General features: G+C 62.8%; 18 protein-coding genes. 10 read left to right on the top strand and 8 right to left on the bottom strand.

Translation table 11 applies throughout. From position 1 onward, the window contains the following. The first annotated feature begins 101 nt into the window (after positions 1 to 101). Positions 102 to 575: a transcription elongation factor GreA gene (gene greA, locus ACYG9V_RS27245; protein WP_023683753.1), complete on the top strand. Its 474-nt coding sequence runs from the start codon at positions 102 to 104 to the stop codon at positions 573 to 575. Between the two features lie 23 nt (positions 576 to 598). Here greA and waaC read toward each other — a convergent pair whose 3' ends face one another. The 3 genes from waaC to rfaD are packed head-to-tail and all read right to left on the bottom strand — an operon-like array spanning position 599 to position 3500. After that, positions 599 to 1573: a lipopolysaccharide heptosyltransferase I gene (gene waaC, locus ACYG9V_RS27240; protein ID WP_023828099.1), complete on the bottom strand. Its 975-nt coding sequence runs from the start codon at positions 1571 to 1573 to the stop codon at positions 599 to 601. Next, positions 1570 to 2577 carry a lipopolysaccharide heptosyltransferase II gene (gene waaF, locus ACYG9V_RS27235; protein WP_027049929.1) on the bottom strand — a complete coding sequence of 336 codons (1008 nt, stop codon included), beginning with the start codon at positions 2575 to 2577 and terminating at the stop codon, positions 1570 to 1572. Before waaF ends, waaC begins: the two co-directional genes overlap by 4 nt. Next, positions 2550 to 3500: an ADP-glyceromanno-heptose 6-epimerase gene (gene rfaD / locus ACYG9V_RS27230; RefSeq protein ID WP_023671978.1), complete on the bottom strand. Its 951-nt coding sequence runs from the start codon at positions 3498 to 3500 to the stop codon at positions 2550 to 2552. Before rfaD ends, waaF begins: the two co-directional genes overlap by 28 nt. Positions 3501 to 3633: 133 nt before the next feature. Here rfaD and ACYG9V_RS27225 point away from each other — a divergent pair, with 133 nt between their 5' ends. The 5 genes from ACYG9V_RS27225 (at position 3634) to ACYG9V_RS27205 (ending at position 8298) form a co-directional block, all read left to right on the top strand. Beyond that, complete coding sequence (locus ACYG9V_RS27225; RefSeq protein ID WP_023671977.1) at positions 3634 to 4266, top strand: LysE family translocator; 633 nt, start codon at positions 3634 to 3636, stop codon at positions 4264 to 4266. A 124-nt stretch (positions 4267 to 4390) separates the two neighbouring features. After that, positions 4391 to 5884 carry a D-glycero-beta-D-manno-heptose-7-phosphate kinase gene (gene rfaE1 / locus ACYG9V_RS27220; RefSeq protein WP_023671976.1) on the top strand — a complete coding sequence of 498 codons (1494 nt, stop codon included), beginning with the start codon at positions 4391 to 4393 and terminating at the stop codon, positions 5882 to 5884. 8 nt (positions 5885 to 5892) lie between these two features. Then, on the top strand, positions 5893 to 6465 hold the full coding sequence (locus ACYG9V_RS27215; RefSeq protein ID WP_023671975.1) for a D-sedoheptulose-7-phosphate isomerase: 573 nt from the start codon (positions 5893 to 5895) through the stop codon (positions 6463 to 6465). Further along, positions 6458 to 7111, top strand: a complete 654-nt coding sequence (locus ACYG9V_RS27210; RefSeq protein ID WP_023724926.1) for a D-glycero-alpha-D-manno-heptose-1,7-bisphosphate 7-phosphatase — start codon at positions 6458 to 6460, stop codon at positions 7109 to 7111. The genes ACYG9V_RS27215 and ACYG9V_RS27210 overlap by 8 nt, the downstream gene beginning before the upstream one ends. 206 nt (positions 7112 to 7317) lie before the next feature. After that, positions 7318 to 8298: a phosphodiester glycosidase family protein gene (locus tag ACYG9V_RS27205; protein WP_245260365.1), complete on the top strand. Its 981-nt coding sequence runs from the start codon at positions 7318 to 7320 to the stop codon at positions 8296 to 8298. Between the two features lie 422 nt (positions 8299 to 8720). Here ACYG9V_RS27205 and ACYG9V_RS27200 read toward each other — a convergent pair whose 3' ends face one another. Further along, positions 8721 to 9197: an Lrp/AsnC family transcriptional regulator gene (locus ACYG9V_RS27200; RefSeq protein ID WP_023671972.1), complete on the bottom strand. Its 477-nt coding sequence runs from the start codon at positions 9195 to 9197 to the stop codon at positions 8721 to 8723. 255 nt (positions 9198 to 9452) lie between these two features. On the opposite strand from ACYG9V_RS27200, the gene trxB reads away from it, so the two are divergent. Both trxB and ACYG9V_RS27190 read left to right on the top strand, forming a co-directional pair. After that, a complete protein-coding gene (gene trxB / locus ACYG9V_RS27195) occupies positions 9453 to 10427 on the top strand; it encodes a thioredoxin-disulfide reductase (protein ID WP_023671971.1) in 975 nt (324 codons plus the stop codon). 80 nt (positions 10428 to 10507) lie between these two features. Continuing rightward, positions 10508 to 11404, top strand: coding sequence for a LysR family transcriptional regulator (locus ACYG9V_RS27190; RefSeq protein ID WP_023671970.1), 897 nt, complete (start codon positions 10508 to 10510; stop codon positions 11402 to 11404). Between the two features lie 22 nt (positions 11405 to 11426). On the opposite strand, the gene ACYG9V_RS27185 is transcribed toward ACYG9V_RS27190, so the two are convergent. From ACYG9V_RS27185 to ACYG9V_RS27175, 3 genes are all read right to left on the bottom strand, one after another. Beyond that, positions 11427 to 11924 (bottom strand): methyltransferase family protein, encoded by a 498-nt coding sequence (locus ACYG9V_RS27185; RefSeq protein ID WP_023671969.1) that lies wholly within the window; start codon positions 11922 to 11924, stop codon positions 11427 to 11429. 725 nt (positions 11925 to 12649) lie between these two features. Then, complete coding sequence (locus ACYG9V_RS27180; RefSeq protein ID WP_460222044.1) at positions 12650 to 14701, bottom strand: elongation factor G; 2052 nt, start codon at positions 14699 to 14701, stop codon at positions 12650 to 12652. A gap of 247 nt (positions 14702 to 14948) precedes the next feature. Continuing rightward, positions 14949 to 15809, bottom strand: coding sequence for an alpha/beta fold hydrolase (locus ACYG9V_RS27175; RefSeq protein WP_352762308.1), 861 nt, complete (start codon positions 15807 to 15809; stop codon positions 14949 to 14951). Positions 15810 to 15956: 147 nt separating this feature from the next. On the opposite strand from ACYG9V_RS27175, the gene ACYG9V_RS27170 reads away from it, so the two are divergent. Together ACYG9V_RS27170 and ACYG9V_RS27165 are read left to right on the top strand one after the other, a co-directional pair. Then, entirely contained in the window at positions 15957 to 16508 is a 552-nt protein-coding gene (locus ACYG9V_RS27170) for a methyltransferase family protein (protein WP_023683763.1), read from the top strand. Positions 16509 to 16556: 48 nt separating this feature from the next. Next, positions 16557 to 16952 (top strand): (R)-mandelonitrile lyase, encoded by a 396-nt coding sequence (locus tag ACYG9V_RS27165; RefSeq protein WP_023683764.1) that lies wholly within the window; start codon positions 16557 to 16559, stop codon positions 16950 to 16952. A 59-nt stretch (positions 16953 to 17011) separates the two neighbouring features. On the opposite strand, the gene ACYG9V_RS27160 is transcribed toward ACYG9V_RS27165, so the two are convergent. Further along, a complete protein-coding gene (locus ACYG9V_RS27160) occupies positions 17012 to 18214 on the bottom strand; it encodes a pyridoxal phosphate-dependent aminotransferase (protein WP_352762306.1) in 1203 nt (400 codons plus the stop codon). Between the last annotated feature and the right edge of the window lie 55 nt (positions 18215 to 18269).

The raw sequence follows: 18269 nt of genomic DNA, 5'->3' as shown, positions 1-18269 counted from the left end.
CGGTTCCGTTAGCCCGAGGCTGCCGGACCCGTTTTCTTTTTATACCCATCGACAAGGCTTTCCCCGAAATGCGGGGGTGGCGGCAGGAAAGGTCAGGCATCATGAACAAGGTCCCGATGACAGGCGAGGGGTTCGCGTCATTGAAGGAAGAACTGCGCTGGCGCCAGCAGCAAGAGCGGCCGCGTATCATCGAGGCGATCTCCGAAGCGCGCTCGCATGGCGACCTGTCCGAAAATGCCGAATATCATGCCGCCAAAGAGGCGCAGAGCCTCAATGAGGGCCGTGTCAACGAACTGGAAGACTATATTGCTCGGGCCGAGGTGATCGACGTCACCAAGCTTAGCGGCGACAAGGTCAAGTTCGGCGCCACGGTGGTGCTGGTCGACGAGGACACCGAGGAAAAGAAGACCTACCAGATCGTCGGCGACCAGGAAGCGGACGTGAAATCGGGCCGTATTTCGATCTCCTCGCCGATTGCCCGTGCGCTGATCGGCAAGGAAGTCGGCGACGCGATTGAGGTCAACGCACCTGGCGGCGCCAGGGGTTACGAGATCGTCCAGGTGCAATTTATCTAGCACCTCAGAATTTCTGGAAGGTCCTATGCCGCAGCTTGGAGCTTAAGGGCTAATAGCTTTTCTGCTTCCGACACCACCTGTGCCGGCACGAGGCGCTCCCCCGATGCGGCCAGCAACGTTGAGGCATATTGCCCGCGCGGGCCGGTCAAACCCGGCTCGGTCGCCAGGAACACCGCGACCGTCGGCAGGCCGAAGGCGCTGGCGAGGTGGGTCAGACCGGTGTCGGCGCCGATAACCAGCGTCGAGCGGCCAAGGATCGCGGCGATGTCTGCCAGCGGCGATCTCGGCACCACGATCGTTGACGGCACGGCTTTCGCGATTGCCTCGGCGACCGCCTTCTCACGCTCGTTCGACCAGGTGGTGACCGGCGTCATTCCGGTACCAACCAGCAGGCGAGCGGTTTCGATCCAGTCTTCGGCGGGCCATTTCTTGTCTTCGCGGCTGGTGCCGTGCAGCAGGAAGGCCGTCTTGCCGTCGATGCCGGCCAGGCGGCCCGGAGGCGGCACAATCCCGGATGCCAGGGTCGAAAGGTCGGGCTCGTAGCCGAGCGCCAGCCCGAACAGCCGGCGCGTGCGTTCGATGGCGTGCAGGTTGCGCGGCACGGCGTATTTGCGCTGGTAAAACAACGTTGCCAAGGGCTCCCGCGCGCTCGCGCGGTCGAAACCTGCGATTGGTGCCGCTGCCTGTTTCGCCACCAGGGCCGATTTCAGCAGCCCCTGAGCATCGATGACGAGGTCGTACTCGCCTGCTTGCAGAGCGCGGCGCAAGCTTGTCGCCTCCCGCCATGTGCCGGCGTTGAACAGATGCTTGCGCCAGCGCCGGATGGCGACGGTATGGATCTTTGCTATCGCCGGATGCAGCGCGACGATGGCGGCAAAGGCTTCTTCGACGCACCAGTCGAAGGCGATATCGGGGCGCTTGCGGCGTGCATCTTCGACGGCGGGGAAGGTGTGGGTGACGTCGCCCATCGAGGAGGTCTTGACGATCAAAACCTTCATGCGGCGGCCGGGAGTTCCAGCAACCTGTCCGCCGCCGCTGCCACTTGGGCAACGTCCAGCGTCTTCAGGCAGTTGAGGTGGCCGAGCGGGCAGATCTTCCGGTGGCAGGGCGAACAGGACAGATGCAACCAGATCAGTTCGCGCTGTTCAGCCAACGGCGGCGTGTTTTCCGGCGAGGTCGAACCGTAGACGGCAACGACCGGTGTGCCGACGGCGGCCGCGACATGCATCAGCCCGCTGTCGTTGGACACCGCCAGCCTGGCCGCGGCGATCAGGTCGATGGCGTCCTCCAGCCGCGTCTTTCCTGCCAGATCGACGACACCGGGCGCGAGTGCTGCGATCTCGGCGGTGACGTCGCGATCGTTCTTCGAGCCGAACAACGCGACCTCGAATCCTTTCGCCATCATCTCTCCGGCGAGGCCGGCATAGCTTTCGCTAGGCCAGCGTTTGGCCGGACCGAATTCGGCGCCGGGCATCATGGCGACGAATTTTCCCGGCTGCAGGTCGAAGCGGGCGAGCAACTCTTTCTGATTGCCGCCATCGACGGTCAGGTGCGGCGCCCGGAAATGGCCACCCTGGGCAAGACCGAAATAGGCCTGCGCGGTGCGCCGTTTGACGGCATCGGGCAGCGGCACGATGTCGGTCAGCAGGCCGTAGCGCATTTCCCGGAGATTGCCGAAGCGGTGGGGGATGCGGGCAAAGAACGGGATCAGCGCCGATTTCCAGCTGCCCGGCAGGACGTAGGCCATGTCGTAGCGGCCGCGCAGCAGGCGGCCGAAGCGGCGGCGAATGGTGAATTCGAGCGCGCCCGGTTGCAGCGGGAAATCGATCTGCTGGCGAATCTCGGGCATGCGCTTGACCAGCGGGGCCGCCCAGGCCGGGGCCAGCACGTCGATGGCGGCGTTGGGATGGACGTCCTTCAGCGCTGAAAACAGGCACTGCGCCATGACCATATCGCCCACCCAGCGTGGGCCGATCACGAGGATCGTTGGGCTTTCAGCCATTCGACATAGTCTCTGACGCCGGTTTCCACTGTGCGGAATTGCCCGTTATAGCCGGCTGCACGCAAACGGGACATATCAGCCTGGGTAAAACTCTGGTAGCTGCCCTTGAGGTGATCGGGGAATTCAATGAACTCGATCTCGCCCTTGCCCAGCGTATCGATCACGGTCTCGGCAATGGCGCGGAACGGCTGGGCGCGGCCGGTGCCGCAGTTGAAGATGCCGCTCGAGCCGCGCTTCCACAGCCACAGATTGACGTCGGCGACATCGCCGACATGAATGAAGTCGCGGCTCTGTTCGCCAGGCCCGAAGCCGTCATGGGCGCCGAACAGCTTTGGGTTTTCGCCGCGCCCGACCTGATTGAACAGATGAAAGGCGACCGAGGCCATGGCGCCCTTGTGCGCCTCGCGCGGGCCATAGACGTTGAAGTAGCGCAAGCCGGCGACCTGCGAATGATCGGTGTCGAACACAGTGCGCCTGACATAGTCGTCGAATAGTTTCTTCGAATAGGCGTAGACGTTGAGCGGCCGCTCAAGTGCGGGGTCCTCGCGAAACTCCGAACCGCCGCCGTAGACGGAAGCCGAGGAGGCATAGAGGAACGGTATGCGCAGCGAAAGACAGCCATGCAGCAAGCGCTTTGAGAAGGCGTAGTTCACGTCCATCATGAACTTGCCGTTCCATTCCGTGGTGGTCGAGCAGGCGCCCTGGTGGAAGACGGCCTCGACGCGGCCTAGGTCGCCGGCTTCCAAGGTGGCCAAGAATTCGTCCTTGTCGAGATAGTCGGCTATCTGCAAATCGGCCAGGTTGGCGATCTTGTGGCCGTCGGTGAGGTCGTCGACGACGAGGATGTCATCATGGCCTTCGGCATTGAGTGCGGCGACGATGTTGGAGCCGATCATGCCGGCCCCGCCCGTGACGATGATCATGAATGCCTCTGGTTGCTTGCGATTCCGGTCCTTATAAGGGAGGCCAAGCGTACTGTCGATGAAGCACCACGACGCCACAGTGAGACCGCGAAGCGGCCGCTTTATTCGAGGCCCGCAAGCTAGGGGACAAAAAATGCCGTCGACCGAACTGCTCATTGCGTTTTTCGCCACCACGGCGATCTTTGCCTATATTCCAGGACCGGCGATGCTCTATGCCGCCGCGCAGACCATGGCGCGCGGGCGCTGGTCGGGGCTGACGGCGGCACTTGGCATCCATCTTGGCGGTTATTTCCATGTCTTTGCGGCTGCCGCCGGGCTGTCGGTGCTCTTCCATGCGGTGCCGCCGCTCTACATGGCGGTCAAGCTCATCGGCGCGCTCTATCTGATCTGGCTTGGCGTGTCCTTGTTCCGCAAGCGCGGGGACGGTGACACGGCGCTGCCGGCGATCGAGCGCAAATCGGCGCGCCGGGCATTTTTCGAGAGCATCACCGTCGAAGTGCTCAATCCGAAGACGGCGATCTTCTTCATGGCGTTCCTGCCACAGTTCATCGATGCCTCGGCGGGTTTCCCGGTGTGGCTGCAATTCGTCGTGCTGGGCACCATCGTCAATTTAATGTTCTCTTCGGCAGATATTGTCTGCGTGTTGCTGGCAGGCATGGTGATCGCCCGGCTGAAGCGCTCCAGCCGTGCGCAGCGCATCATGCAGCGGGCGGGCGGGGCGGTGCTGGTCGGACTGGGCGTCCACGTCGCGTTGCAGAAGAGCTGACGGCCGCCCTGACGTTGCGCTGCGCGGATTTGCGGTATATCGGCTTCGCCATGAACGATCCGGCCCGTAAATTGACAATTTTCAGCGTGATTGAGGTCGGCCTTTCCCTCGCATTGCCAGTGACATGATCAAGCACAATCCGCCTTCGCCCGAACCTTTGCACCGCGCCATTGCCCGCTTTGGCGACGTTGCCGTGCTGGTGGTCGGCGACTTCATCCTCGACCGTTTCGTCAACGGCGTCATCGAGCGCATCTCGCCGGAAGCGCCGATCCCGGTGCTGCACGGGCGCGGCGAGACCTCGACGATGGGCGGCGCAGGCAACGTTGTCGCCAACATCGTCTCGCTGGGTGCCAGCGCTATTCCCATATCGGTGATCGGCACCGATGTGGCCGGCGACAATCTGGTGCGCATGCTGCGCGAACTCGGCGCCGATACGGCTGATATGGCGCAGGAGCGCGGTCGCATGACGTCGTCGAAGAGCCGCTTCAGCGCGCTCAATCAGCAGGTGCTGCGCTTCGATGAGGAAGAGATCAAGCCGCTCGACGACAAGGAACGGGCGGACCTGGTCCGGCATTTTCGCGCCGCACTCACGCGCGCCGACATCGTCATTCTGTCCGACTATGGCAAGGGCATCTTGCTCGACGGCGTCGCCGCCGACCTGATCGCCATCTGCCGCGAGGCGGGAAAACCGGTGCTGGTCGATCCCAAGGGCCGCGACTATGCGCGCTATGCCGGCGCGACCGCCATCACGCCCAACCGCAAGGAGCTTGGCGAAGCTGTCGGTCGCCCGGTTTTCGCCGACGACGAGATCGTCGCGGCGGCACGCCAGCTGATTTCGGCACATGGCTTCGACTTCGTCGTCGCCACCCGCAGCGAAAAGGGCATGAGCGTCGTCGGCGCGGATGAGGCGCGCCACATCGCCACCCAGGCGCGCGAAGTGTTCGACGTTTCGGGCGCCGGCGATACGGTAATCGCGAGCTTCGCGCTGGCTCTGGCCGCGGGCGCCGATCGCGTCATGGCCGCCTCCATCGCCAATGCCGCCGGCGGTGTGGTGGTGGGCAAACGCGGCACCGCGCGGCTGACCGTGGAGGAACTCACCGGCGCGCTGTTCCGCTCGCACGGCCCCACCGCCCATAAGGACGCCATCCTCGATGCCGCATCGGCCGCGCGCATGGTGGCGGCGTGGAAGGACGAGGGCCTGAGCGTCGGCTTCACCAATGGCTGCTTCGATATATTGCATGCCGGCCATGTCAGTCTTCTCCACGCGGCGCGCAGCCAGTGCGACCGGCTGGTGCTCGGCCTCAACAGCGATGCCTCGGTGCGTCGGCTGAAAGGCGCAGGGCGCCCGGTCAACGATCAGCATGATCGTGCCTGCGTGCTCGCCGCCCTGGCCTCGGTCGATGCGGTCGTGGTGTTCGAAGAGGATACGCCGCTGGCGCTGATCGAGGCGCTTCTGCCCGACATTCTGGTCAAGGGCGCCGACTACACGGTCGAAACCGTTGTCGGCGCCGATGTGGTGCAGAAGGCGGGCGGGCGCGTCGTCCTGGTCGACCTTGTCGCCGGCAAGAGCACCACCGGCACGATCGGCAAATTGCGCGCCGGCGGCGGTACTAACTGAGGGATTTCATGTCCGGACTGAATGACTATCTGGTCCGCTCGGCGGCCGCGATCACCGCGACAGTCGAGCGTGACCTGACCGCCGAGATGGAACGTGCTGTGAGTGCGGTCGTCGCCGCGCTTTCCTCGGGCAAGGCGCTGCTGGTCTGCGGCAATGGCGGCTCGGCCAGCGACGCCATCCACATTGCCACCGAACTGGTCGGCCGCTTCCTTAAGGAGCGCAAGGCCTACAATGTGATTGCGCTGCCGGCCAACGCGGGCATGCTGACCGCCTGGGGCAATGACTATGGCTTCGACACCGTGTTTTCGCGCCAGGTCGAGGCGCATGGCGCGCCCGGCGGCGTGCTGCTTGCCATCTCGACCAGCGGCAATTCGCCGAGCATTCTGGCTGCCGCCGAACAGGCTCGGATGATGGGCATGACGGTGGTCAGCCTCACCGGCGACAGCGGTGGCAAACTCAAGCCGCTCACCGACATACTGCTCAACGTGCCCTCGACCTCGACGCCGATCATCCAGCAGGGACATCTCTGCCTCTACCACTATCTCTGCGAGGTGGTGGAAGACCGTCTGTCGAATGGCTGACACCGGGGCCTACGGTCCATACCCGCTGGCTGAGCCCGGCCTGTGGGTTGAGCGGGTGGGTTCGCGGGTGTTTCCAGCCAGCGCGCCGGCGCTGTTCCTCGACCGCGACGGCACCATCAATGTCGACACCGGCTATCCCGACGATCCAGCCAAAATGGCGCTGCGCGACGGCATCGTGCCGGTCATCGCGGCGGCCAACCGGGGCAACATCCCGGTGGTCATCGTCACCAACCAGTCCGGCATCGCGCGCGGCTATTTCGGCTGGAAGGAATTTGCCGCGGTCAACGGCCGGGTTCTCAAGCTGCTTGCCGCCGGCGATGCCTTCGTCGACATGGTTCTGGCCTGCGCCTACCACGAGGCGGGCAGCGGGCCACTGGCGGTCGCCGACCATCCAATGCGCAAGCCCAATCCGGGCATGCTGCTACAGGCCCGGCAGCGTCTCGGCCTCGATCTCAAGCGCTCGCTGATAGTCGGCGACAAGGCCGCGGATATGCAGGCCGGACAACGTGCCGGCCTGCCGCGCGGCTGGCTGGTGGATGGCGAGGGAAGTAATGAGCCGGGCTTCGAGGTTCTGCCGCTGCGCAACCCCGATGATCTGGAACGGCTTTTGAGAGCTGTCGAGTCGCTCGGATCGAGACTGATTTAGCTTTCCGGATCTGTTGCGACGCAATCTCAATGGGTTAGCTTGAGCGTTTCACCGTTTCGCAGAAACGGCGAGCCGATCCATTTCTTTGCTTTGACGCTATTCCCCAGGAAAGCACCACGCTCTTTTGCGGAAAAACTGCAGAGATCAGACATCATTCAAGCAAGAAATTTGCAGATGTCATTCCATCGAAGAACGAGGGGAATTCATTGAAGAAAGCAATCTCTGTTGCCGTTGTCTTGTTGATATTGGCTGTGCTTTCAGCCGTGGGGTATGTCTGGCAAAAACACGGCGTGTATGGGCTCAATGCACTTCTTCGCCGCGGCGGAAGCTACTGGATCGCCGTTGCACCCGACGATGCGCGTCTCTCGCCTGCCATGCAGCTTGCGTTGAAATCGGAAATTCCTGATGTGACCGGTGGAGCCAGCTCATGGAATGAAACCGAGCCTGGATTCCAGGTCAGAGAAATCCCCGTCATGGCGGGCGACCGTGAAATTGACCGGCTCTATCTCAACCGTTTCGATCCAGCCAAATTCCGTTTCGTTGCCCGTAACGAGCCCAGTGGTGCCAAGGACATCGACCAGTGGGAAGCGGCACTCAATCCACAAGGCACAGGCGGCACCGTTCTGATCGTCAATGGCAGTTATTTCGGACTGAAGGGCGAAGCCGACACGCCCTTTGTCAGCATGGGTGCGAGGCTCGGGCCGGATGAATACGATGCGAAGGCCGGCGCCTGGTTCGTGAATGCCTCCGGCACGCATGTGGTCGATCTCAATTCACGTGACTGGCGCGCAGTCACGGAGAATGCCGAAAACGCTATGGTTTCCTATCCATTGCTTGTCGGTGAGGACGGCCGCAACAATGTACGCGCCAAGAGCAACTGGTTGGCCAACCGCACCTTTATCGCGGAAGATCGTCAGGGCTGGATCATCGTCGGTTCGACCAAGGACGCTTTCTTCTCGCTGGACCGGCTAGCAAACTTCCTGTTGCAGACCGACCTCGATCTCAAGACGGCGCTAAACCTCGATGGCGGGCCTGTTGCCTGCCTCAGCGTCCGCTCCGGGAACTACCGGTTGAAACACTATGCCAAGTGGGAAGCCCAGGTCGCGGATGGCGACGTCTCACTGCTTCAAGCATCGCTAGATGTGCCCTGGGGATTGCCTGTTGTTCTCACGGTGGAGCGCAGGTAGCAGATCCTGCCCTTGGCAGGGTGGGTCAAAGTACTCCCGATTCCGTAGCTGAAACCGGATGGCATATTCAACCTTGGCCGCTCATGTTCACGCAATCTGACCCGGAATACCCTACGATTTCGGCGCCAGAATTCGCTTTCTGGCTCATATTCGTCGTCAACATGATTGTGATCGGCGCGGCGTTCTCACGTCAAAAAACATTTTCCGTCTCAAATGGTTGCCGCATGTCATCACATTCGTCTGGCTTGCTTGCTCACCTATTTTGCTGGCCTTTTTAGCTTTGCCGGAGATGTCCCCTGGTGAGAGCCCCGGCCCTGGGGACGGCTTCATTCTTTTGCCAGTTGTCAGAGAGGTAGCAGTGTGTCTGTTGGGGTATGTCTTGGTCGGCGTCGCACATGCTTTTTCGAAGTTAATCTCGCTTATCAGGCGCTGAACGCCACCAGCCCTTCGTCCTTGACGCGGCGGATGGTCAGCGCGGTGCGCACCGTGTCGACATTCGGCGCCGAAGCCAGTTCTTCGATGACGAAGGTCTGGAAGGTGCCGAGATCACTCGCCACGCAATGCAGCAGGAAGTCGGATTCGCCCGAGACCATCCAGGCGTCGCGCACGATCGGCCAGCCGCGAGTGCGCTCGGCGAAGGTTTTGAGTTCCGCGTCGGCCTGGTGATGCAGGCCGATCAGGCAGAAGGCGACGACATCCATGCCGAGCGCCGGCGCGTTGAGCAAAGCGCGATAGCCTTTGATGATGCCGGTTTCCTCCAGCCGCCGGACACGGCGCAGGCAGGGCGGCGCGGAAATGCCGACGCGGCTCGACAGTTCGACATTGGTCATGCGCCCGTCGGCCTGAAGCTCGCGCAGAATCTTCCAGTCGATGGCGTCGAGGTCGGCTTTCAGGGGCATGGCGGTCTCTGCTTAGCGCAAGAATCTTTCGCGATCTCGTCATTAAACGACTTTTGTGGCGATGCCAGCCCTTGGTCGGGCGATTTTGCGACCGTAACGGAAGCGGCCATTGCGCGAATAAGCCTGTGGGCCGAAGCTTTCCGGGGACGACGGCCTGATCGTCTTGCTGGTGTGGTTGGCAACCCTTACATTACCAGCACCGTTTCACGTCTTTTTCCAAGGCACACTCGATTGTCCGCCCCGCAGAGGCTTTAGATGACCACCAAGCACGCGCCTGTCCTTATCATCGGTTCCGGCCCGGCCGGCTATACGGCGGCGGTCTACGCCGCGCGCGCCATGCTGAAGCCGATGCTCGTCGCCGGCCTGCAGCAGGGCGGCCAGCTGATGATCACCACCGATGTCGAAAACTATCCGGGCTTCGCCGATCCGATCCAGGGCCCGTGGCTGATGGAGCAGATGCTGAAGCAGGCCGAGCATGTCGGCACTGACATCGTCAACGACATCATCACCGAGGTCGACCTCAATGTGCGGCCGTTCCGCGCCACGGGCGATTCCGGCACCACTTACACGGCCGATGCGCTGATCATCGCCACCGGTGCGCAGGCGAAGTGGCTGGGCATCCCCACCGAACAAACCTTCATGGGCTTCGGCGTGTCGGCCTGCGCCACCTGCGATGGTTTTTTCTATCGCGGCAAGGATGTCGCTGTCATCGGCGGCGGCAATTCGGCGGTGGAGGAGGCGCTCTATCTCTCCAATCTGGCGAAGAGCGTGACCGTCATCCACCGGCGCAACGATTTCCGCGCCGAGCGCATCCTGCGTGAGCGGCTGTTGAAAAAGGACAATGTCCGAGTCATCTGGGACACGATCGTCGACGAGATCACCGGCCGGCCCGGCAAGACGCCGCTGCCGCCTTCGGTCGAAGGGCTGAAGCTCAGAAATGCGATGACCGGCGAGGTCAGCCATCTCCAGGTGGACGGCGTGTTCGTGGCGATCGGCCATGCGCCGGCGGTGGAATTGTTTGTCGGCAAGCTGAAGCAGAAGCCGAACGGCTATCTGTGGACGGCGCCGAATTCGACCCGCACCGATGTGCCCGGCGTGTTCGCCGCCGGTGACGTGACCGACGATATCTACCGTCAGGCGGTGACCGCCGCCGGGCTCGGCTGCATGGCCGCGCTCGAGGCGGAAAAATACCTGGCCGGCATCGAGGTGCACCGCGAAGCGGCGGAATAAAATCTATCAAGACGGCGTCGCAAGCCGTTCAAAAGCCTGATTTTTCATTCAGACGCCAAAAACAGAACGAGGGGAACTCAATGGCGTTGGACTGGGACAAGCTTCGCGTGTTTCACGCAGCGGCGGAGGCTGGGTCGTTTACCCATGCCGCCGAGACTTTGCACCTGTCGCAATCGGCGATTTCACGCCAGGTCAGCGCGCTCGAACATGATGTCGGGGTGCCGCTGTTCAATCGCCATGCCCGCGGCCTGGTGCTGACCGAGCAGGGCGAAATGCTGTTCCGCACGGCGCATGACGTGCTGATGAAGCTGGAGACCATCAAGTCGAAGCTGACCGAGGCCAAGGACCGTCCCTCAGGCGTGCTGAGGGTAACGACCACGGTCGGGCTCGGCGCCGGCTGGCTGACCGAGCGGGTGCAGGAATTCATCGAGCTCTATCCGGAAATCAGCCTGCAGCTGATCCTGGCCAATGAGGAACTCGACCTCACCATGCGCCAGGCCGACTGCGCGATACGGCTGCGCCAGCCGCAGCAGCCCGACCTTATCCAGCGCCGCCTGTTCACCGTGCATTTCCACCTCTATGCCTCGCCGTCCTATGTCGGCAAGCACGGCAAGCCGACCTCGGTCGCCGATCTGAAGAACCATCGCATCGTCACTTTCGGTGTGCCGGTGCCGTCGCATCTGTCGGAGCTGAACTGGCTGGAAACGATCGGCGATTTCGACGGTGGGCAAAGGGTGCCGACGCTGCAGATCAACGACATCTTGTCGATCAAGCGCGCCGTGCAGGGCGGCGCCGGCATCGCCATGCTGCCCGACTACGTGATCTCCAAGGAATCGGATTTGGTGCAGCTTTTGCCGGAGACCGAGGTGCCGTCCTTCGACACCTATTTCGCCTATCCCGATGCAATGAAGAACCAGGCCAAGCTGCACGTCTTCCGCGACTTCATCATCGCCAAAGCGCGCAGCTGGTCATTTTAAACATGCCCTTGGGAGGTGCTGGTCACCCCCGCCAAGGCGTCAGCCGTGGCAGCCAGCCGGGAACATTGCGGCGGTAGGTCTCGTATTCGCCACCGTAGCGGCGGGCGAGAGTCGGCTCCTCATAGAACCTGACGAAAGAGCCCATGACGATCGCGCCGATGGCGGCATAGGCAGCGACGCTCCAGCTTGAAAACAGCAACGCCTGGCCGAGGATGATCGACAGCACGGCGACGTACATCGGGTTGCGGACATGGCGGTAGACGCCGCCGATCACCAGTCTCTCGGTGGGTGCTACAGGCGCCGGCGTGCCCATGCCTTCGAGCGCGAAGCGGGCAAAGGAATGGACGAGCAGGGCGATGGCCGCGACGATTAAGATGGAGCCAGCCGGCACGAAGCCGGGCACCGTCGACAGCGGCAGACGGTAGCGGTCCGTCAGCAGCCAGGGCACCAGCCCGGCCACGACACAAGGTGCGGCGATGAAGAAGACCGCGCTGCCGGCGATCGCCTGGGGTGTCCGCATGTCAGGTCTCCCTTCTTCCGGCCGACCCTTCCCATCCCGCTGCCGCAAAAATAAACGCCTGCTGCCCGATTTAACGTCATTCGGCTTTTTGCCCGCGAGCGCGAGAATCAGCCCGACTTGTGGTTCTGCGAAGGCAACCGCACGGTCGCGCCATTCATTTGGCAACTTTTCGTGGTCCTATGGCCCCTAGACATGGGTTAGACCACAGCCTGTACCTTTTTGCATGCGTGTGTTGCAAAATAGATGCTTGTTTCTTGGGCATGAACAGCACATATATAGATCATCTCCTGGGCGCGTTCTCCTCCCATTAGCGCCCTCGAGTGTTCCCCTCTGGAGGTTAGCCTTAACAGGCACTTCCAATCAAACTCAGCCGGATCTTCATTGATCCGGCTTTTTTGTTTCCGGGCCTGCCGTAGCCAGCGAAAAATCGAGCAAAATCGCCGCGTAACAGTGACATGTAACCTCAGGTAACATGCCGCAGGCGCGATTCATCGTTTAAGCAGATCATAGGACGCGGTGTGGTTCGACCGGGAGATGGGGGCATCACTCGGAAGATCCGGGCTCAGGCGGCTACCGCGTCCGAACCTATTCGTCTGTCAGTGCCGCATGGCGCGGCGGATACGTGCGGCGGACCTGCCGTTTTCCTCCCAAGAAGACGGTCCGCAATAAGAGCGGCGTCCGGGTCATCCGGGCGCCGTTTTTTGTGCGGATCATCCTTCGGCCTGTCAGGCAGCCTTGCCGTTGGCGTTCATCGCCTCGTCGGCCAACCGACCGGTCAGCTCGGCCATGTGATCGAAGGCGCAACGATAGCTGGCGACGCCGGAGGTCGCCGAGCGCAGTTCGATGATCAGGTCGCCGATCTCGGCCTGCGGCATGGTCGCCTCCACGACATCCCATCCCGGCCAGTCAGGCCGCGCGTCGTAGCCAAGGATCTGGCCGCGCCGTTGCGGGATCAGCGCGATGATCTTCGAAGTGGCTTCGGACGGCGTGACGATCTCGACCTTCATGACCGGCTCGAGCAGCACCGGCGAGCAGGCCGCCATGCCTTCCTTCATGGCCAGCTTGGCCGCCATCTGGAAAGCCATGTCGGAGGAATTGACGGCGTGGTAGGAGCCGTCGGAGAGGTTGACGGCGACATCGACGACAGGGAAGCCGAGCGGGCCGGATTTCAGATAATCGCGCACGCCGGTTTCGACCGACTGGATGTAGGTCTTGGGCACGACGCCGCCGGTGATGGTGTCCGAGAACTGAAAGCCGGAGCCGCGCGGCAGCGGCTTGATCTCGATCACCACATCGCCGAACTGGCCATGGCCGCCGGACTGCTTCTTGTGGCGGCCGCGCTGCTGCACCGTCTTTCGGATCGTCTCGCGATAGGGGACGGCAGGCGCATGGCCTTCGACCGGAATCTGATTCTTGCCTTCCAGCCGCTCGCGCACGACCCGCAGATGCATCTCGCCATGGCCGGACAGCACGGTCTCGGCCGAGTCCTGGTTGTGGCGCAAGGTGAGCGAGGGATCTTCCTCGGCCAGGCGCTGGATGGCCGCCGACATTTTGACCTCGTCCTTGCGCTCCTTCGGCCGTAGCGCAAAGGCAAAGACCGGCTGCGGCGGCGTAAGCGTGACCAGCGGCTTGATACCGCCCTTCGTGGAACTCAACGTCTGGCCGGTCTTGACCTCGTCCAGCTTGCCCAACGCCACCGTGTCGCCGGCCTTGGCAGCGGTGAGCTTGGACTGGTCCTTGCCGAGCATCTTGTAGATGCCGGAGACCTTCGCCGTCTCGCCATTCGACAAATAGAGTTCGGCTGCATCGGCGATCTGGCCGGAGAGTACGCGCGACACGGACAGCTTGCCGCCATGCGCGGTGTGGATGGTCTTCATCACCTGGACCACGGTGTGATTGCCGTCGGGGACGCCGAGCCGTTTGCGCGTCGCCTCGACATCCGGTGCGTCATGGCGGATCGCCTTCAAAAGGCGCAGCACGCCGTTGCCTTTTTCGGCGGTGCCGATAAGCACCGGCGTTATGGCGCCGGCGCGCAGGTCGGCGGACAGATCGTCGAAGACCGCGTCTTTCGGCGGCTCGATCTCCTCCAGCAACTGCTCCATCAACTGGTCGTCATGGTCGGCAAGCGTCTCCAGCATGGAGAAGCGAGCCTCCAGTTCGCGCGCCTTGTCGTCAGTTGGAATTTCGGCAACCTGGCTTTCGGCATATTCGCGGTAGATGTAGGCGCGCTCTAGCGCCAGGTCGATGGAACCAATCACCACATTGTCCTTGCGCAGCGGAATCTGGCGCAGCAACAGCGGCGCCGCGCTCGTCGGCTGCAGCATCTTCAGCGTATCGCGTACGCCGGCGATTGCCTTGTCGACCTTGTTGAGGAACAGGATGCGCGGCACGCCGAGATCGTCGAGCTTGCGCATGATGAGCTGCAAGGCTGGGATCTTCTTCTCGTCGGCCTCGGCGACGACCACCGCGAGATCGCAGGCTGCCAGCACCGGCTCGGCCTCGAAGGAGAATTCGATCGATCCGGGACAGTCGACGAAGGTGATCTGCTCGCCCATGAATTCGGTGGTGGCAAAGGTCGCCTCGACGCTCATGGCGTGCGCCCGCGCCTCGGGCGAATGATCGGAAACGGTGCTTCCCGATGAAACGGGATTTTGGCGGGGGATGGCGCCCGTACGGGCGAGGATGGCTTCGAGAAGTGTCGTCTTACCGCTTGCAAAGGGACCGACTATGGCAATGCATTTCGGTCCCGTGCGTCGTCCTCCGGCGCGAGTACCCATGGCTGACCTCCACTCAGGCTTGGCCCTTGGAGTGCGATCAGCAAAAGTGGAAACGGTTTTGCGCCGATCGCACCCTGTCGTGAGCGGCGGCCGGCCTGTTCGACCGTCGCGGGGCGGGGTTGTTTCTCTTAGCCACCTGCCCAAGCCCATCGTCCCACGGGTTAGCCGGCAGGGCAAGGAAAATAGGAATCCGGTGCGCCGTCAGGCGGCCGAGGCAAGACCCCGGGATCAGAACCGTCCGGCGATTTCAGCTTGCCTGGGTGCGGCGCGTGGGCGTGGCGGCTGCACTCTGCTTCACCACCATCTCGGCGTAGCGCGACAGCAACGGGTTGAACAGGTCCGGACGTTCCCAGAAGGGCGCATGGCCGGCGCCTGGTATGACATGGCACTGTTCCCACAGCGAGCTGTAGGCGACGGTCTCGAAATAGCTCAGCCGCACCAGCGGATCATGCTCGCCATTGATCACCGCAACGGGGAACGGGGCGTGCTCGACCACCTGTTTCTGGTCGGCGCCCTTGCCCGCAAACATGGAGCGCGCCACGCCGGCGCGAAGCCGGCCGTCGGTGCGCCTGATGGCTTCGCGGAAAGACGGACTGGCGGTGTCGCCGTAGCACAGAGCCTCAAAACGCTCGATGTCGCGTTCGGAGTAGACCTTCTTGGAGGCGAGCAGCATGTCCCAGTTGGCGTGAAAGCCGCGCAGCATGCCAAGCGGCCCCCGCGACACCGGCGGCGCTCCGGTCAGCACCAGGCCGCTGACCGCATGGTGAAAGCTGGCCAGTTCGACCGCCACATGGCCGCCGAGCGACCAGCCGAAGATGATGGCGTGGCCGATGCCCAAAGCGTCGAGAAGCCGGGCTGTGGTCTGGGCAAGGCCGGTAATCGTATAGGCGGTCACCGGGTCGCGGGCATCGGAGGACTCGCCGTGGCCGGGAAGGTCGAAGGCGATCAGCCGATGGGCGTCGGCAAGCGGGCTATCGAACTGACGGGCAAACACGGCGCGCGAACTGCCCGAGCCATGGATCATGACGATGGGCATGCCGGACCCAGACGACTGGCTGAGGCGCAAGTCGGCCTGCGGCGTGCGGATGGTGCGGTGAGTGATGCTCATGCTGGATTAGACCTTGAGATTTGCCTGACCGCCAACATCGCATCGCTGGCTCTATATGTTCTTTAAACATGTGGTTAAGAAAGGATTTCTAAAGAGATAGCCGGCACGATTGCTGGCTCCATGGCAATCACGCGCGGAATCCCGACAATGGAACCAGTCCTCGATCTTCTTGTCTCGATCTGCAGCATCGCGATGCTTGGCCAATATGTCTGGTCGATGCGGGCGCATTTCCAATCGCAGGCGATGTCTCCAGGCGCCATGGTGATTTCGGCGGCGGTCATCGCCACGGCGCTGTTCTTTCTCGCCACCCTTTGGATCCAATCGCAGCCGGGTTCGGCAAAGCTCACCGGACTTGCCGTCGAACTGGCGAGCTCTGCCCTGTTCTGGTGGGCGATCGTCACGTCGCGCAAGGTGCGGCTGCGCTTCGTCTTCGCACCCGACGATCCGCACAGCCTGCTGACCCACGGCCCCTACGGCCATGTCCGCCACCCCTTCTATACGTCCTACATCGTCTTCTGGATCGGCTGGGGGATCGCGACCTGGTCGGTCTGGGCGTTGGTGCCGGTCGCCGGGATCGCTATCCTCTATGTGTTTGCGGCGCTGGACGAAGAGAAGAAATTTTCGCGCACGCCGCTGGCCGGAGCCTACGCGGACTATCGCGTACGTGCCGGCCTGTTCTGGCCTCGGCTGGGGTGGTAGCGAGCACCGGGGCAGGGTAGGTTCTACTGAACTCAGGGGTCACCAGAGATGAAGATCATTGCCTGCGGCAGCGTGCCGACCATCATCGCACCGGAGAAGTATTTCACCGGCCGCGTGCTGCAGACGCCCATCATCGAGAAGGAAGCGCCGGCGCGGCTGCGGGCCACGCTGGTCAGCTTCGAGCCTGGCGCGCGTACCCACTGGCACACGCATCCGCTCGGCCAAACGCTCTATGTCACGTCGGGCGCCGGCCTTGCGCAGACATGGGGCGGGCCGATCCAGGAGATCAAGGCGGGCGACGTGATCTCGTTCGAGCCGGGCGAGAAGCACTGGCACGGCGCGGGTCCAAAGACGACAATGACCCACGTCGCCATGCAGGAAGCGCTGGACGGCGTCCACGCAGATTGGATGGAAGCGGTCACCAGCGAGCAGTATGGCGGCTGAGGTCTGCTCCTGACAAAAACCCGGCTCGAAGCCGGGTTTCATGTCTCGGTGCCGCCAGTTCAGGTCAGCGATGCCGTGAACCGCTGGATGCGGGTGCAGGCTTCCTCCAGCAGGCTCTCCGACGTGGCGTAGGAGATACGGAAGTTGGGGCCGAGGCCGAAGGCAGAGCCGAACACCACCGCGACACCCTCGGCCTCGAGCAGTTCCGAGCAGAAGGTCTCGTCTGTGTCGATGACCTTGCCGGCCTTGGTCCTCTTGCCGATCAGCTGGGCACAGGACGGATAGACGTAGAAGGCGCCTTCCGGCGACGGGCAGGTTATGCCGCGCGCCTGGTTGAGCATCGACACGACGAGGTCGCGACGGCCCTGAAAGATCGCCTTGTTCCTGGCGACGAAATCCTGCGGGCCGTTGAGCGCCTCGACCGAGGCCCATTGCGCGATGGTGCAGGCGCCCGAGGTCTGCTGGCCCTGGATCATGTCCATCGCCTTGATCAGCTGGACGGGACCCGCGGCATAGCCGATGCGCCAGCCGGTCATGGCATAGGCTTTCGAGACGCCGTTCATGGTCAGCGTGCGCTCGTAGAGTTTCGGCTCGACCTCGGCGATCGTCCTGAAGACGAAGTCGCCATAGGTCAGGTGCTCGTACATGTCGTCGGTCAGTGTCCAGACATGCGGATGCTTCAAGAGCACGTCGGCCAGCGCGCGCAGCTCGGCTTCCGTGTATGCGGCGCCGGACGGGTTCGACGGCGAGTTCATCAGCAGCCATTTGGTCTTCGGCGTGATCGCCTTCTCCAGCGCGGCCGGAGTGAGCTTGAAACCATTGTCGATCGAGGTGTCGGCGAACACCGAGGTGCCGCCGCAGATCGCCACCATTTCGGGATAGCTGACCCAATAGGGGCGGGGGATGATGACCTCGTCGCCTGGGTTCAGCGTCGCCATGAAGGCGTTGAACAGGATCTGCTTGCCGCCGGTGCCGACAATGGTCTGCTCGGGCTTGTAGTCGAGATTGTTCTCGCGCTTGAATTTTTTCGCGATCGCCTCGCGCAGCGGCGCGATGCCCGAAACCGGCGGGTATTTGGTCTCGCCGCGGCGGATCGCCTCGATCGCCGCATTCTTGATGTTGTCGGGCGTGTCGAAATCCGGTTCGCCAGCGCCGAGGCCGATAATGTCGCGGCCGGCATTTTTCAGCTCGCGGGCTTTCTGCGTCACCGCGATGGTGGCGGAAGGCTTTACGCGGGCAAGGGCGTCGGCAAGAAAGGCCATGACCAGATATCTCCAGAGGGGTCGGCGCAACCGCAAACAGCTGCGGCGCTTCTCA

Source organism: Mesorhizobium sp. W016 (assembly GCF_054719485.1).
This window is presented reverse-complemented; position numbering and strand designations above follow the sequence as displayed.

What these genes read in the sequence shown, in the direction of transcription:
- ACYG9V_RS27170 (WP_023683763.1), top strand. Translation starts at nt 15,957, where the DNA reads ATGGAACCAGTCCTCGATCTTCTTGTCTCGATCTGCAGCATCGCGATG.
- rfaE1 (WP_023671976.1), top strand. Translation starts at nt 4,391, where the DNA reads ATGATCAAGCACAATCCGCCTTCGCCCGAACCTTTGCACCGCGCCATT.
- ACYG9V_RS27210 (WP_023724926.1), top strand. Translation starts at nt 6,458, where the DNA reads ATGGCTGACACCGGGGCCTACGGTCCATACCCGCTGGCTGAGCCCGGC.
- ACYG9V_RS27200 (WP_023671972.1), bottom strand. Translation starts at nt 9,197, where the DNA reads ATGCCCCTGAAAGCCGACCTCGACGCCATCGACTGGAAGATTCTGCGC.
- rfaD (WP_023671978.1), bottom strand. Translation starts at nt 3,500, where the DNA reads ATGATCATCGTCACGGGCGGGGCCGGCATGATCGGCTCCAACATCGTC.
- waaC (WP_023828099.1), bottom strand. Translation starts at nt 1,573, where the DNA reads ATGAAGGTTTTGATCGTCAAGACCTCCTCGATGGGCGACGTCACCCAC.
- ACYG9V_RS27160 (WP_352762306.1), bottom strand. Translation starts at nt 18,214, where the DNA reads ATGGCCTTTCTTGCCGACGCCCTTGCCCGCGTAAAGCCTTCCGCCACC.
- trxB (WP_023671971.1), top strand. Translation starts at nt 9,453, where the DNA reads ATGACCACCAAGCACGCGCCTGTCCTTATCATCGGTTCCGGCCCGGCC.
- ACYG9V_RS27190 (WP_023671970.1), top strand. Translation starts at nt 10,508, where the DNA reads ATGGCGTTGGACTGGGACAAGCTTCGCGTGTTTCACGCAGCGGCGGAG.
- ACYG9V_RS27225 (WP_023671977.1), top strand. Translation starts at nt 3,634, where the DNA reads ATGCCGTCGACCGAACTGCTCATTGCGTTTTTCGCCACCACGGCGATC.
- ACYG9V_RS27215 (WP_023671975.1), top strand. Translation starts at nt 5,893, where the DNA reads ATGTCCGGACTGAATGACTATCTGGTCCGCTCGGCGGCCGCGATCACC.
- ACYG9V_RS27175 (WP_352762308.1), bottom strand. Translation starts at nt 15,809, where the DNA reads ATGAGCATCACTCACCGCACCATCCGCACGCCGCAGGCCGACTTGCGC.
- waaF (WP_027049929.1), bottom strand. Translation starts at nt 2,577, where the DNA reads ATGGCTGAAAGCCCAACGATCCTCGTGATCGGCCCACGCTGGGTGGGC.
- ACYG9V_RS27165 (WP_023683764.1), top strand. Translation starts at nt 16,557, where the DNA reads ATGAAGATCATTGCCTGCGGCAGCGTGCCGACCATCATCGCACCGGAG.
- ACYG9V_RS27180 (WP_460222044.1), bottom strand. Translation starts at nt 14,701, where the DNA reads ATGGGTACTCGCGCCGGAGGACGACGCACGGGACCGAAATGCATTGCC.
- greA (WP_023683753.1), top strand. Translation starts at nt 102, where the DNA reads ATGAACAAGGTCCCGATGACAGGCGAGGGGTTCGCGTCATTGAAGGAA.
- ACYG9V_RS27185 (WP_023671969.1), bottom strand. Translation starts at nt 11,924, where the DNA reads ATGCGGACACCCCAGGCGATCGCCGGCAGCGCGGTCTTCTTCATCGCC.